The 14,125-nt window shown below is 35.8% G+C and carries 15 protein-coding genes; 7 read left to right on the top strand and 8 right to left on the bottom strand.

Annotated features, from left to right (window positions below):
• The first annotated feature begins 16 nt into the window (after window positions 1-16).
• Window positions 17-736: a 2-phosphosulfolactate phosphatase gene (locus FG390_RS07470; RefSeq protein ID WP_141190412.1), complete on the top strand. Its 720-nt coding sequence runs from the start codon at window positions 17-19 to the stop codon at window positions 734-736.
• Window positions 737-760: 24 nt separating this feature from the next.
• On the opposite strand, the gene comA is transcribed toward FG390_RS07470, so the two are convergent.
• The gene (comA, locus tag FG390_RS07465; protein ID WP_141190411.1) at window positions 761-1,555 is read right to left on the bottom strand and encodes a phosphosulfolactate synthase; all 795 of its coding nucleotides are present in this window, start codon (window positions 1,553-1,555) and stop codon (window positions 761-763) included.
• Between the two features lie 476 nt (window positions 1,556-2,031).
• On the opposite strand from comA, the gene FG390_RS07460 reads away from it, so the two are divergent.
• Entirely contained in the window at window positions 2,032-2,928 is an 897-nt protein-coding gene (locus FG390_RS07460) for an SDR family oxidoreductase (protein WP_141190410.1), read from the top strand.
• Window positions 2,929-3,014: 86 nt separating this feature from the next.
• Here FG390_RS07460 and FG390_RS15750 read toward each other — a convergent pair whose 3' ends face one another.
• A complete protein-coding gene (locus FG390_RS15750; RefSeq protein WP_181406419.1) occupies window positions 3,015-3,197 on the bottom strand; it encodes a hypothetical protein in 183 nt (60 codons plus the stop codon).
• A 337-nt stretch (window positions 3,198-3,534) separates the two neighbouring features.
• On the opposite strand from FG390_RS15750, the gene FG390_RS07455 reads away from it, so the two are divergent.
• Complete coding sequence (locus tag FG390_RS07455) at window positions 3,535-4,734, top strand: saccharopine dehydrogenase family protein (protein ID WP_141190409.1); 1,200 nt, start codon at window positions 3,535-3,537, stop codon at window positions 4,732-4,734.
• A 22-nt stretch (window positions 4,735-4,756) separates the two neighbouring features.
• Window positions 4,757-5,896 (top strand): carboxynorspermidine decarboxylase, encoded by a 1,140-nt coding sequence (nspC, locus tag FG390_RS07450; RefSeq protein ID WP_141190479.1) that lies wholly within the window; start codon window positions 4,757-4,759, stop codon window positions 5,894-5,896.
• Between the two features lie 89 nt (window positions 5,897-5,985).
• Here nspC and FG390_RS07445 read toward each other — a convergent pair whose 3' ends face one another.
• Window positions 5,986-6,279 (bottom strand): YggT family protein, encoded by a 294-nt coding sequence (locus FG390_RS07445; RefSeq protein ID WP_141190408.1) that lies wholly within the window; start codon window positions 6,277-6,279, stop codon window positions 5,986-5,988.
• Between the two features lie 480 nt (window positions 6,280-6,759).
• Between FG390_RS07445 and FG390_RS07440 the strand changes: the two genes are divergently transcribed.
• Entirely contained in the window at window positions 6,760-7,530 is a 771-nt protein-coding gene (locus tag FG390_RS07440; protein WP_141190407.1) for an ion channel, read from the top strand.
• A gap of 61 nt (window positions 7,531-7,591) precedes the next feature.
• On the opposite strand, the gene FG390_RS07435 is transcribed toward FG390_RS07440, so the two are convergent.
• Window positions 7,592-8,947, bottom strand: coding sequence for a glucose-6-phosphate isomerase (locus tag FG390_RS07435; RefSeq protein WP_141190406.1), 1,356 nt, complete (start codon window positions 8,945-8,947; stop codon window positions 7,592-7,594).
• Between the two features lie 259 nt (window positions 8,948-9,206).
• Between FG390_RS07435 and FG390_RS07430 the strand changes: the two genes are divergently transcribed.
• Entirely contained in the window at window positions 9,207-9,437 is a 231-nt protein-coding gene (locus FG390_RS07430; protein WP_141190405.1) for a DUF378 domain-containing protein, read from the top strand.
• 64 nt (window positions 9,438-9,501) lie between these two features.
• Here FG390_RS07430 and yugI read toward each other — a convergent pair whose 3' ends face one another.
• The 3 genes from yugI to FG390_RS07415 all read right to left on the bottom strand — a co-directional run bounded on the left by yugI (window position 9,502) and on the right by FG390_RS07415 (window position 12,731).
• Entirely contained in the window at window positions 9,502-9,912 is a 411-nt protein-coding gene (yugI, locus tag FG390_RS07425; protein ID WP_141190404.1) for a S1 domain-containing post-transcriptional regulator GSP13, read from the bottom strand.
• A 316-nt stretch (window positions 9,913-10,228) separates the two neighbouring features.
• Window positions 10,229-12,118 (bottom strand): asparagine synthase (glutamine-hydrolyzing), encoded by a 1,890-nt coding sequence (gene asnB / locus FG390_RS07420; RefSeq protein ID WP_141190403.1) that lies wholly within the window; start codon window positions 12,116-12,118, stop codon window positions 10,229-10,231.
• Between the two features lie 319 nt (window positions 12,119-12,437).
• A complete protein-coding gene (locus tag FG390_RS07415) occupies window positions 12,438-12,731 on the bottom strand; it encodes a helix-turn-helix domain-containing protein (RefSeq protein WP_258311623.1) in 294 nt (97 codons plus the stop codon).
• Window positions 12,732-12,881: 150 nt separating this feature from the next.
• On the opposite strand from FG390_RS07415, the gene FG390_RS07410 reads away from it, so the two are divergent.
• On the top strand, window positions 12,882-13,250 hold the full coding sequence (locus FG390_RS07410) for a helix-turn-helix domain-containing protein (RefSeq protein WP_141190401.1): 369 nt from the start codon (window positions 12,882-12,884) through the stop codon (window positions 13,248-13,250).
• A 14-nt stretch (window positions 13,251-13,264) separates the two neighbouring features.
• Here FG390_RS07410 and FG390_RS07405 read toward each other — a convergent pair whose 3' ends face one another.
• A complete protein-coding gene (locus tag FG390_RS07405; RefSeq protein ID WP_141190400.1) occupies window positions 13,265-13,816 on the bottom strand; it encodes a 3D domain-containing protein in 552 nt (183 codons plus the stop codon).
• Between the last annotated feature and the right edge of the window lie 309 nt (window positions 13,817-14,125).

The raw sequence follows: 14,125 nt of genomic DNA, 5'->3' as shown, positions 1-14,125 counted from the left end.
GAGAAGGAGTCATTTTATGCGAATCGATACTGTTGCAACTTTGGAGGACATCAAGAATGAACATATAGATAACCGAACAGTCATTGTTATTGATGTATTAAGGGCATCCAGTACCATCGTAACGGCATTAGAATCTGGCTTCACGTCTGTTATTCCTGTAAAAACAAAAACTGAAGCCTTAGCCATGCGTTCTTTAAATTCCATCGTTTCTGGAGAATGGCATGGAAAAAAACTTGATGGATTTGATTATAACAATTCCCCTTCTATCCTTCAGAAAAAAACTACACATACAGGAAAAGAACTCATTCTCACAACAACAAATGGAACAAGAGCCATTGAAAAAGCCGCTTCTGCCAATAAATTACTTATTGGTTGTTTTTTGAATGCCTCCAGTTGTATAAAAGAAGCCATAAATCAAAATCGTAACCTGACGCTTTATTGTGCAGGAACCCGTGGTGAATTTGCTTTAGAAGACGGTCTTGCTGCAGGGTTAATGGTATCGATCATTAGGACTCGAGTACCTTCTACTGAAACCTGCGATTTCTCAAAAGCAATGGAAACTTGTTACCTTCAGCTAGCCAAACGATTACCAGATATCCTCTTTTCAACGATAACTGGGAAAAGATTATTTGAAAATCTAAACTCGGAAGACATCAAATATTGTGGTCAAGTAGACATTTCGAATATCGTCCCAATTTTAATAGAAAATAGGATTGTATCTATTCATCCTTCATAGTAAACATTCAATATTAAAAAGATACTATTCAGAAAAAGTGTCAAATCTTAGACCCCTTCTAAGACATTCAAGACTAAATGCATCTTTACATTGGATATTACCCATATTTACATTTCTGCCCCAAAAATGGATTAACCCAATTTGTTGCTTTTTTTGCGGCGCTTCCCAAATAAGAAATCTTCTCATATCATTCGGAATTGTTTCTTTTACTTCTTCAAGAAAATCAATATCTATATTCCCTTTGTTATTATATATCCCCACGTTTTCACCTGATTCTCTTCCTTCCACTATGACGTACGAGGCGCCACATTCAAGGTCAGAATACAGCATTCGCTCTAGGTCTTTCACTTCACAAGAACTACCTTCTTCTTTTTTCCCACATTCTGAAATGACGGTGAATCCATTAGCCACCGCCTCTTTAATCATCATTTGTCGTCTTCTAAAAGGTAAATCAATTGTTCCTTCGGATATTTCAATGTAGTCAAAACCTACATTCTGTAAAAAATCAAAATACTCTTTTACGACCCCCTTATGTAGGGCAATTTCAAATAATGTACCACCTGGATAGAGTTTGACGTTTGCTTTTTTAGCAAGTTGAAGCTTTTTTTCTAAAAGTTCCTTTGAATACAATACGGTTGTGCCAAAACCTAGTTTTATGAAATCAACATATTGACCGGCCAACTGTAGGAGATCATCAAAGAGAGCTAGACCATTCCCTGTATCAATTAACATTGTAATGCCATGTTCTTCAAGTTTACAGTCTCTTTCTCCAGATGGATTGAAAAGTAATGGATTCAAATTAATTTGCGGATTTTTCACAGAACGTTCCCTCCCAAACTAGGCTATGAATCATCTTATGCATGGGATTTTGTTGATGTTCTTATTACTTTCTTTAAGTGCGTGTTCAAAAAGGTGACAAACGAAAAGGGTTACTGGCTAAGTACGCTGGCATCCTGCAAAAAACGCCAGTTACTTGCCCGTCCTGGACGTCGGAAGGAGAAGAGCGGCGGCAGTTCCTGAGGACCGGCATTCCACCGGATGTGGTAGCTTCAGGCGCCAGCCACAGGACGTGAGCGGTTTTAGCCAGCGATCCTCTTGTATCCGCTACATGAGGACCGGAAAAACAAGAGGGCGCCGAGATTCGCAAGTTATCATTTGGTGACTTTTTGAACAACCTCTTTAATTCTTTATAATATGTTTGCATTATGCTTTAGATGGTTATGTACCAAATATAGAACTCTATATGAGTTTTATAAAATACTCATTTAATGTTAAAGAGAAAGGAGAATGATCTTATGTCTCAAACAATTGAAAATCCAACTACACAATATTATAACAGTGAGTTTCCTAGCCAAACACAAGAGCCTCCTGCTCTGCAAGGAAATATGGATCCACTACCTAATAGTGGTGAAGAAAGTTACGTCGGTTCTGGAAGATTAAAAGGTAGAAAAGCTCTTGTTACTGGAGGTGACTCTGGTATAGGACGAGCAACAGCGATTGCTTTTGCACGAGAAGGAGCAGATGTTGCTATTAATTATTTGCCCGTTGAAGAAGAGGACGCTTTAGAAGTAAAACAACTTATTGAAGCCGAAGGGAGAAAGGCCAATCTTATCCCTGGTGATCTGAGTGATGAAGCCTTTTGTAAGGATTTAGTTGATCAAGCCTACAATTCTCTCGGTGGATTAGATACTTTAGCACTCATTGCAGGTAAACAACAAGCTGTCCAAAGTATCACCGATCTTACAACTGAACAACTTCGGAAAACGTTTGAAATTAATGTGTTCTCCTTATTCTGGGTTGTAAAAGCCGCGTTACCATATTTACCTGCCGGTGCATCAATTATGACCACATCCTCAGTCGAGGGATATAACCCAAATCCTTTATTATTGGATTATGCATCAACTAAGCGTGCGATCATTGGGTTTACCCAAGGATTAGCCAAACAATTAGCTGCGAAAGGTATTCGTGTAAACTCAGTTGCACCTGGACCAATCTGGACCCCACTCCAAATCTCTGGTGGGCAACCAAGTCAAAATATACCCAAATTTGGTGAAAGCACGCCTCCAACACCATTAAAGCGTGCAGGTCAACCAGTTGAAGTGGCAAGTACTTATGTTTATCTAGCCTCTCAGGATGCAAGCTACGTTACTGGTCAAGTTTACGGTGTTACGGGTGGCATACCAACCGCTTAATGCACTCGAATTTTGTCGAATAATATGTATGGCAAAATCAAAGTGCAGAGCTTTGCAAAGGATAAATGCAAAGTTCTGCACTTTATTTAATAGGTATACAAATTTTTCAACCAACCTAAGTCCTTGCATCGTAGTGATGTCGGTTCAATACATGTGTGGTGGATTTTATCTTTTATATAGCCCATAATAGCCGCCATAGTTGGATCTGTCGCTGCATCAGCTTGATCCTCTGGAGATGCCCCATCATTTTTCACTAAAAACAGACTCAATAGGTTCTCAAATTTAATTGTTTCTAAAACCACAGTTAGGGAATGAAATATGTAGAAGATGTTATTTATGTTTAATGATTTTTTACTTTATATTGTAGTGTTCTGGATCGATATGGCGTTATGGCCATTTATGGAGGCATTCAAGATCGATGTGACATGACTAATCAGAGCATATTTCGCTCATTTACTACTATTTTCAACAAACTTGGTCAAACTAAAAACAGAATCGTCATCTTTAGCATAAATGATTGCTAATTTGACATCTTTTATGTATAATCAGCCTTATTGTATTTGATTAAATCAGCTTATTTTAGCTATTTAGGGAGGTAGAAAATAATTGGGAAAAGCGTTAATTATTGGCGCTGGTGGTGTTGCTAGTGTGGTTGTACATAAATGCTGCCAGAACTCAGATGTTTTTGAAGAGATATGTATAGCGAGCAGGACAATTGAAAAATGTGAAGCTCTGAAAAATAAGTTAGATGGAGATAGAACAAAGATTCAAACTGCTCAGCTCAACGCTGATAATACTGATGAAGTTATTGACATTATTAAAAAGTTTGAGCCAGATGTTGTTATAAATGTTGCTCTTCCTTACCAAGACCTTACAATTATGGATGCGTGCCTTGCGACCGGTGTCCACTATGTGGATACAGCTAACTACGAGCCGCCTGACACACCCAAATTTGAATATAAATGGCAATGGGCCTATAAAGAAAAATTTGAAGAAGCGGGAATTACCGCATTACTTGGAAGCGGATTCGATCCTGGTGTAACGGGCGTATTTACGGCTTACGCTCAAAAACACCACTTTGATGAAATTCATACCATTGACATTGTCGATGCCAATGCTGGTGATCATGGATATCCATTTGCAACCAACTTTAATCCTGAGATCAATATACGTGAAATAACGGCCAATGGGCGTTATTTTGAAAATGGTAAATGGATTGAAACAGAACCTCTCGCTGAAAAAAGAGTCTATAATCTCCCTGAGATAGGACCTAAAGATATTTACCTTTTATATCATGAAGAATTGGAATCATTATCTATTAATATTAAAGGTGTTAAGAAAATTCGTTTCTGGATGACATTCTCTGAAAAGTATTTGACTCATTTACATGTTTTAGAAAATGTCGGAATGACTTCAATTGAACCAATTGAGTTTGAAGGAAAAGAAATTATTCCACTTCAATTTTTGAAAGCCGTTCTCCCTGACCCAGCTTCACTTGGACCAAGAACTAAAGGAAAAACAAATATTGGCTGTATCATTCGAGGGATTAAAGATGGTAAACCAAAAACGTACTATGTTTATAATGTATGTGACCATGAAGAATGTTATAGGGAAGTCGGGTCACAAGCCATTTCCTATACCACAGGTGTCCCTGCGATGATTGGTGCTATGCTAATTATGAAGGGCATTTGGAAAAAACCTGGCGTTTATAATGTTGAAGAATTTGATCCCGATCCATTCATGGATGCATTAAATAAATATGGATTACCTTGGCAAGAAAATTTCACACCAACTTTAATCGACTAAGGACAGAATAATGACAAACATAATGAATAAAATTGATTTAAATAAATTACCTTCACCTTGTTATCTTATCGATAAAAGAAAGCTTACTATAAATCTAGAGACATTGAATTCTGTTCAAGAACGAACAGGGTGTCATATACTTCTTGCATTAAAAGGATTTTCGATGCATTCTGTTTTTCCACTTATTGGTCAATATCTCAAAGGAGTTACATCAAGTTCTCTCTTTGAAGCAAGATTGGGATATGAAAAAATGGGGAAAGAAGTTCATGCCTATTCACCTGCTTATGTCGAAAGTGACTTTGATGAACTCCTAAAATATGCAGATCATATCGTATTTAATTCCTTTGATCAATGGAATAAATATAAAGATAAAGTGAAAATGACATCAAAACAAATTGAATGTGGTATTCGCGTTAACCCTGAATACTCGGAAATTGATACTCCTTTATATGATCCTTGTTACGCGAATTCAAGACTAGGGGTTACCTTATCCAATTTCAGACCAGATGAACTTGAGGGCCTTGATGGTCTACATTTTCATTCCATGTGCGAACAAAATTCTGATACACTAGAACGTACACTAAAAGTCGTTGAAGAAAAGTTTGGTCAATATATCAAAAGGATGAAATGGCTTAACTTAGGTGGCGGACATCACATAACAAGAAAAGACTATGATATTGATAAACTTGTCCAATCGATTCTTTATTTAAAGGATAAGTATGATGTGGAGATTTATCTTGAACCTGGAGAAGCAATTGCTCTAAATACTGGTTATCTTGTAGCAACTGTTTTGGATATTGTTCAAAATGGCATGAATATCGCCATTTTAGATACATCAGCAACTTGTCATATGCCTGATGTACTAGAGATGCCATACAGACCAGAAATTATTGATGCAGGCCAGCCAAATGAATTGCCTTACACTTATAGACTTGGTGGTCTGACATGTCTTGCAGGAGATGTCATTGGGGACTATTCATTTAAAGAACCGCTGAAACCTGGTGATAAACTTATTTTCTGTGATATGGCTCACTATACGATGGTAAAAAATCATATGTTTAATGGTGTTAATCTTCCTTCTATAGTAACTTATCACGATGACGAAGGAATAAAAGTCATTAGACAATTCGATTTTGAAGATTATAGTGGACGTCTATCTTAAAAAGTTATTCATAGCATTAAAAACGCAGTGCCATTTTTAAATGGTGAGCTGCGTTTTTTTTATCTAAATAGTATGATTTAGCACGAAAGTCATTTCCCAATCATATCCATAATTTTAAACAAAATATAGCCAACGCCACTATATACAATTAAGGCAAATAAGGCGGATAAATCAAGGACATAATCACCAGCAAACGTTACTGGTTCGAACATGTTAAAGAAGGGCGTTAAAAGTGGTGTTGAGAGCCCATTCACCCACTGAACAAATGGAACCTCTTTAGCCCCAAAAAATTTCAATATAATAAATAAACATAATAGAATTTGGATAACACTAAGAAGTATACTAATCAGCCTTGAGAATGTCTTTGGCTTTTTGGCTTTCACAAGGATATCCTCCTCTTATCATAAGTTCCTTGATATGCGATGTAATCGTTACTACATGTTACTACATATTTCCTTTATCATTTCATTTTTAAATTAAATCTATAAGATGTTGTTCAAAAAGTCACCAAATGATACCTTGCGAATCTCGGCGCCCGCTTGTTTTTCTGGTCCTCATGTAGTGGATATAAGAGGATCTCTAGCTAAAATCGCTCACGTCCTGTGGCTAGCGCCCGAAGCTATCACATCCTATAGAATGCCGGTAATAAGAAACATCAACGCTCTCGTCCTCCGACGTCCAGGACGGGCTAGTACTGGCGTTCTGGCAGGATACCAGCGTAATAAGTCAGTAACCCTTTTCATTTGTCACCTTTTGAACATCACTATAAGTAGTTATTAACACGATTAAGGTGGCCCCATTAACCATTACAATCCAAGTTGTTGTCTTTGATCATATGTTAATAGATAAAGGAGACCACGTCAATGAGATTAAAATGGCTAAAATCAAAATATATTCAATTACCCGAGATTCTCCGCATATTTATTGTCATTATCATTTTGATGACGTTGATTGGGTTTGGTATGCATTTAATTGAACCCAAAACATTTGATACTTTTATTGATGTACTATGGTGGGAGACCATTACATTCACGACTATTGGCTATGGTGATATCGTTCCAAAGTCTCAATCTGGTCAAATTTTTAGTATTTTAACTATTTTTATAGGTGCTGGATTTGTCACTTACTTCTATACACATTTAGCTAGCCATGTCATGCTTTCTCAACTTAGGGATCATTATGGCAAATCATTATTTAAAGGAGATCAACATATGATTATCGTAGGTTGGAATGAACGGACCAAAAAAATTATCGAGAGCTATCGTACCCAATATGGATTAAAAAAATCGATTGTTTTAGTTGACAAAACCTTAAAAGAAAGTCCAATAGATGACTGCTATTTTATTAAAGGAAATCCGTATGAGGATGCAACAATGATGAATGCCAATATTATGGAAGCAAAGCAAATCATAATAACAGCTGACCCAAATGTTCTAGAACAAGATGCAGATATCCACACCATAATGACCCTACTTACTGTAAAAGGATTGAACCCAAAAATACATGCTATAGTTGAAATTTTAACCTCATCTCAAATAGATAACGCTAAACGTGCTGGTGCCAATCGAATTATTCAAACTTCAGAACTTACAACAAAAGCAATAGAAAATTCCTTAGGCAAGCTAGACCGCTAATCTTTACAAAAAAACTTCGCCTATAGGCGAAGTTTTTAGATCATAGGACAAATCATCAAATTTATTTATTTAATCTTTTTTCAAGTTCTGCTTTCTCAGCTTCAAACCCAGGTTTACCAAGTAGAGCAAACATATTTTTCTTATATGCTTCAACACCTGGTTGATCAAAAGGATTAACACCTAAGAGATAGCCACTTATTGCACACGCTTTTTCGAAGAAATAAACAAGGTAGCCAAAGTGATAAGGGGTTAATTCAGGTATTTTTACAACAAGATTGGGTACTTCGCCATCAGTGTGAGCAAGTAATGTCCCTTCAAACGCTTTTTTATTAACAAAATCCATTGTCTTACCAGCTAAGTAATTCAATTTATCAAGATTATCTGCATCTTCTTCAATGACAATATCTTGTCTAGATTTTTCTACATATAAGGCCGTTTCAATTAACTGGCGACGACCTTCTTGAATATATTGGCCTAATGAATGGAGATCCGTTGAAAAATCAGCTGAAGCAGGGTAAAGGGCTTTGTGATCTTTGCCTTCACTTTCTCCAAAGAGTTGTTTCCACCACTCAGAGAAATAATGTAACCCTGGTTCGTAGTTCACAAGTAATTCAATATTTTTCCCTTTATTATAAAGGACATTACGACTAACCGCATATTGATAAGCTTGGTTCTTTCTCAATTCAGGCTCGTTAAAATCGTTTTGTGCATCACGAGCTCCAGTCATCATTTCATCAATATCAACACCACTTACAGCAATTGGAAGAAGACCTACTGCCGTTAGAACAGAATAACGTCCGCCAACATCATCAGGGATCACGAAGGTTTCATAGCCTTCATTATCAGCTAATGTTTTAAGGGCCCCTCTTGCTTTATCTGTCGTTGCATATATTCTTCCTTTGGCTTCTTCTTTTCCATATTTCTCTTCTAAGAAACCTTTAAATAATCTGAATGCAATAGCGGGTTCTGTTGTTGTACCTGATTTTGAGATAACATTGACAGACACATCTTTATTTTTGAGTACATCAAACAATTCTTTTGTGTACGTTGGACTAATGCTGTTTCCAACAAAGAAGACTTGTGGTGTTTTACGTTCTGATTGATCAAGTATATTATAGAAAGAATGATTTAACGTTTCAATGGCCGCACGTGCACCTAGATAAGAGCCACCAATACCAATCACAACAAGAACATCTGAGTCATTTTTAATTTTTTCTGCAGACTTTTGGATACGAGCGAACTCTTCTTTATCGTAGTCAGTCGGTAAATTAAGCCAACCAACGAAATCATTCCCTGCTCCTGTACCTTCATGAAGTGCTTTATGAGCTGTTTCAACTGCACCAGCTAAGTAATCTAATTCATGTTCAGCGAAAAAAGTGAGTGCATTACTGTAATCAAATGTAACTTTATTACTCATGTACAAAACGCCTCCTAATATGTAAAACTGTTTACTTAGTTCTAAAAGACTTTCATAGACTCATTTGTAGCAATCGCTTACAGAAATCGCAGAGAGAATATGAAAAATATCTTTATCGTATATCATTATACAATAATTTTTATAATAATACATCGAAATCGCACATATTGACACTTTTTAGTTGTTGTTTTATTTACATATGTATAATTTAATATGGCTCTTGGAAAGCTAATAATGTGCCAAAAAAGGAGGTATAAAAATGGGTGGTTTACAACGTTTTGCACTGGCTTTACTCATCATCGGTGGCATAAATTGGGGATTAATTGGTTTCTTTAATTTTGATTTAGTCGCTGCTGTTTTTGGAGGCCAAAATAGTGCTCTTGCACGCATCATTTATGGTATTGTTGGAATTTGTGCCCTTTATTGCCTAACATTACTTTTCAGGCCAAGTGAACAAGCCGAACATTCCCATCAAACAACAACACATTAAATAAAAACAAGCTGATTCGCAAGTTGTCTAACTTTAAGAATCAGCTTTTTAATGGAACTAAAGTTTATTTCTTTAGACGTTTATTTAATTGTGCTTGACGGTCGTTAGATTCTTTTAACCAGTCTTTTAACTTTTCTTCTAATGTATTAAAACCTGGTTGTTTATCTGTAGATTCTGTTCTAGATGAGCGATTTCTAGGAGAAAAAGTTTTTTTCGGTTCAGCCTTTGGAGCAGGTTCTGTTGCTCTTATTGAAAGAGAAATTTTTCCGGATTCCTCATCAACTGTTAACACTTTGACTTTAACAGGGTCCCCAACACTTAATAAGTCATTGATATCTTTAACATATTTATGGGCTACCTCAGAAATATGAACAAGTCCTTGATGTTCATTATCAAGTGCAACAAAAGCACCAAAAGGCTTTATACCTGTTACTTTTCCTTCAACTATATCACCAACATTGACATTCAATTGCATGAAAACAACTCCTAAACATTTATTAGCTTTTAAAGTATACCACACAACACTCACATAAGACAAAATTCTTAAAAATAGATTTCTTTTGTCGTATTTTTTTAAGCCTTTCTTAAATAACGAGCACCTAAAACTTGATTATAGCTTATGTCCCAGGAAATAATGCTAAAAACTGTTGAAAAATGTCGGTTAAGCAACAAGAATGACCTGTATTTTGATTTATCTAATGGATCCTTTAAGGTTCAGACAGATGCCTAGATTCATTTATACTTTATACCTTAAATTTAAAGCGTAAAAAAGAGAGCATAAGCTGCCCTCTTTAATTTTTAACTGGATCTAATTTTTTTGTTTCGATAAATAATGCTTTTTCAATATAAATTTGATGCCAAATCATAAACACAAGAACGGTCCATATCTTTCTGCTATTATCACGCTTTCCATTTTTATGATCATCAAGAAGTTTCAATACATAAGATTTATTAATATATTCTTCAGTATTACTTTCTCGTATCAATTGTGTTGCCCATTCATATAATTCATTTTTCAACCATACCCGAATTGGCACTGGAAAGCCCAATTTTTTACGATAAAGAATCGAATCTGGAACAATTCCTCGCATAGCTTCTCTTAACGCATATTTTGTTGTTTTTTCAGCTGTCTTTAAAGAAGAAGGAATCGTTTTAGCCACTTCAAAGACTTCTTTATCAAGAAATGGTACACGAAGCTCAAGCGAATGGGCCATCGTCATTCGATCTGCTTTAACAAGAATATCCCCTCTCATCCACGTATGAATATCAACGAATTGCATTTTCTCAACACTATCATACGATTTTGATCGGTCATATAAAGGCCTAGTAATGTCGGTGAAATTAATTGAATCTTGATGTGTTTTCAGAACAAATTGTTTCTCAGCTTCGTCAAACATATAGGCATTCCCAATATATCGATCTTCTATAGGTGTACATCCACGAAGAATATAACTGCGACCTTTCATATCTTCCGGCATTTTTTCAGCCAGCTTTTTCATTATGTTCTTTCCTGGCGTTGGTATCTTATTAAACCAATTTAAAGCTAAAGGTTCACGGTAGATGTTATACCCACCAAAGAGCTCATCTGCCCCTTCACCAGAAAGAACGACTTTAACATGCTCGCTCGCTTTCTTTGCAACAAAATATAAAGGGACAGCTGCTGGATCTGCTACTGGGTCATCCATATGCCAAATAATCCGAGGTAATTCCTGTACAAATGCTTCAGGAGTGATCACTGTATGTATATTGTCAACTCCTAATTTTTCAGCTGAGTCTTTGGCAATATCGATCTCACTATAACCTTCACGTTCAAATCCAACTGTAAACGTTTGGATGCTTGGATGAAACTCTTTTGCTAATGCGACGATGCTCGTCGAGTCAATTCCACTAGAAAGAAAAGCACCAACCGGCACATCACTTCTCATATGCATTTTAACGGAGTCACGAAGGACATTTCTTATCTTCGTCTTAGCATCATCAAGTGATTGATGAACGGGTGAGAAACTAGGACGCCAATAAGCTTCAATGCGTAATGGTTCATTTTCTTTTTTTATAAGATAATGTCCTGGCTCAAGACGTTTAATATTTTCGGCCATTGTATAAGGCTCTGGTACAAACTGATAAGTTAAATATTGTTGTAATGCTTGTTTAAATACAGGATGAGACTCTTCACCAACTAACATACTTTTCTTTTCAGAAGCGAAAAATATGCCCTCTTCTGTATCCATATAATAGAAAGGTTTAATACCAAAATGATCTCGTGCAGCAAATAGTGTACGCTCTTGCTTGTCCCAAATAACAAATCCAAACATCCCCCGAAGACTTTGCATGGCTTCTTCTTTTCGATCAGCATACAATGCTAAAAGGACTTCTGTGTCAGATGACGTTTTGAACGTGTAACCTTTTTCTATTAGTTCTTCTTTTATTTCTAAATAGTTATAGATTTCACCGTTAAATATAATATGGTAGCGTTCATTTTCATAAGGTAGAGGTTGATGACCTCCTTCTAAATCAATAATACTTAAACGTCTAAAGGCTAATTGTACTTTATCATCTGTATAGTAACCAACATCGTCTGGACCACGATGAGTGATAATATTTGCTCTTTCAGGCATTAGATTTTGATCATGTTGTTCAGGTACTAATGATTCATTTGATATAAACCCACAAAATCCACACACTTTTAAAATCCCCTTTCGATGTCAAACAAAAAAATGCATGACTTTACCAATTTAAGTTTATCATTCAAAATTCAAATTGCCTAGTAATCCATCGATTCATTTTAAAAAATGACTCCCATTAATTTAGGGGTTATTCCATGACCAAAGCCCCACCTCTATATATAAAAAATCTTAAGAAGTGAGGCAAGGAAGTTCATGATTGGGAATTTTCTTAAATGTCGTTTCAATTCAAGTAGAATAATACGGATTAGGATAGTTTTATTCTATCATGAATATTCGTTTAAGGGGACTTTTTTATGGATCTTTTTTCACCTGATATTTAGATAAAACTTGCCATATTATTTGGATTGTCAGCGCTACATGAATCATCATTTATACCCGTCTTTTCATGCTCCTCTACTTCACAAAATAAGTCAATAAGCGGTACATTTAATATAATTGAGACTTGAGCTAACGTATCTGCAGTAAATTTACTTCGACCTGATTCAAGATAGTAATAACCATTCGGACTTTGATAGCCTAAGGATGTCGATATTTCTTTTAATGTCATTTTAGACTTTCTTATTTTCTTTAATTTTTCCAAATTTACAGTTAATTTTTTCAATATAATCACCCTTTGCCTAATTGGTAACTCTTAATGTGATTATACCATTATTTTATGATAAATCAAAAAAGTGTTTTCCTTTTTGTCAATTAACCATTCGGTAATTTGTGATCATGATAAAATTTTTAAGACGCAAATTATTGAAAGGTGCATCTCTAAATGAGGAACATACTTGGTTTTCGAATCCGCAATTTACGAGAAATAGCTGGTTATTCTCAAAAAGAACTAGCAGAAAAACTGAATATTTCAAATGTTCAACTCAGTCGATATGAATCAAACAATCGAAAACCAGATCCAGATACACTTATACTTATTGCAGATTTTTTCCAAGTAACGACTGATTATTTATTAGGTCGAACAGATCAAGTTCGCGAATTTAATTTCACATACTCAAGTGATCAAGATATCAAATTCATTAATCGAATTAGACAGTTCCCTAATTTAGAACAATTTATTAATGATCTGCTAGATCATCCGGATAAAATGAAGAAATTACAAGAGATCTGGAAAATTATTCGTACTGATTAAATTAAATAAATGTATCATTTTGACACCTGGATGGTTTTATCATGGTTTAAGTGCTTAAGTACGGCTTCTGTTAAGACGCCCCGTCCTCTTTTAATGGTGTAAACATCAAGTTGCTTCTTCCCCCATTGTTTATATACATCATCGACCGTTTTAAAATACAGGTCCAATGTATAGCCTTTGATGGCGTTTCCCGTATCAGCTACAACACCGTATCCGTACCCTGGAATATATAAAATTGTTCCAATTGGGTAGATTTGAGGATCAGCCGCAATTGTAGAAAATACGTCTCTCGTAACTCTTACCCCACTATATGTAATCCCATAAGACTTGTCTTTTGGCAGTTTTCCTGTAGATTCTTTTCCTGCCGTATAACCTGTCGTCATGACTTTATGATGTGGATAAGTATTCAATTCGGTCACACCCAAAACGACACCATTAGTTTGATGACTATATGCCGTCTTTCCCAATGCAATTGTATGGGATGTTGTTTGACAAAAAAATAAACATAAAAAAAGAAACATAGTAGAGTTTCGTTTCTTTCCGTAGATGTTATATTCCTTCACCATTTTTTCACGCTCCTATAATAAAAGTATCCCCCATTTCTTTTTCATTATGTATTATATTGATTGCACCAGTTTCACCTTCTGAACCTCTCATGACTAAAGTCACGAGTGTTCTCGGCTATTTCATAAAGTGAAACTTCCATCAGTGGGGATTTTTCGACGCACAGAAGTGCTAGTCCAGGCGTTGCGACAGGACGTCGCGTTTTTAGCCTGCGTCATCCCCCAACCTAAGGAATGCTCGTTTACACTCATTCCCTTGAGGTGGTTACTAGCCGTTAATGCGGAATTTTTCAGAGCTAATTAAAAGAGAAC

This window comes from Terrilactibacillus laevilacticus, from assembly GCF_006517395.1.
GTDB classification, from domain to species: Bacteria; Bacillota; Bacilli; order Bacillales; family Sporolactobacillaceae; genus Terrilactibacillus; species Terrilactibacillus laevilacticus.
Note: the sequence above shows the minus strand (reverse complement) of the source record. Positions and strands in the feature narration are given on the sequence as shown.

Coding starts and splice junctions, on each gene's coding strand:
- FG390_RS07470 (WP_141190412.1), top strand. CDS start 17: ATGCGAATCGATACTGTTGCAACTTTGGAGGACATCAAGAATGAACAT.
- FG390_RS07460 (WP_141190410.1), top strand. CDS start 2,032: ATGTCTCAAACAATTGAAAATCCAACTACACAATATTATAACAGTGAG.
- nspC (WP_141190479.1), top strand. CDS start 4,757: ATGAATAAAATTGATTTAAATAAATTACCTTCACCTTGTTATCTTATC.
- FG390_RS07440 (WP_141190407.1), top strand. CDS start 6,760: ATGAGATTAAAATGGCTAAAATCAAAATATATTCAATTACCCGAGATT.
- FG390_RS07435 (WP_141190406.1), bottom strand. CDS start 8,947: ATGAGTAATAAAGTTACATTTGATTACAGTAATGCACTCACTTTTTTC.
- FG390_RS07430 (WP_141190405.1), top strand. CDS start 9,207: ATGGGTGGTTTACAACGTTTTGCACTGGCTTTACTCATCATCGGTGGC.
- yugI (WP_141190404.1), bottom strand. CDS start 9,912: ATGCAATTGAATGTCAATGTTGGTGATATAGTTGAAGGAAAAGTAACA.
- FG390_RS07410 (WP_141190401.1), top strand. CDS start 12,882: ATGAGGAACATACTTGGTTTTCGAATCCGCAATTTACGAGAAATAGCT.
- FG390_RS07405 (WP_141190400.1), bottom strand. CDS start 13,816: ATGGTGAAGGAATATAACATCTACGGAAAGAAACGAAACTCTACTATG.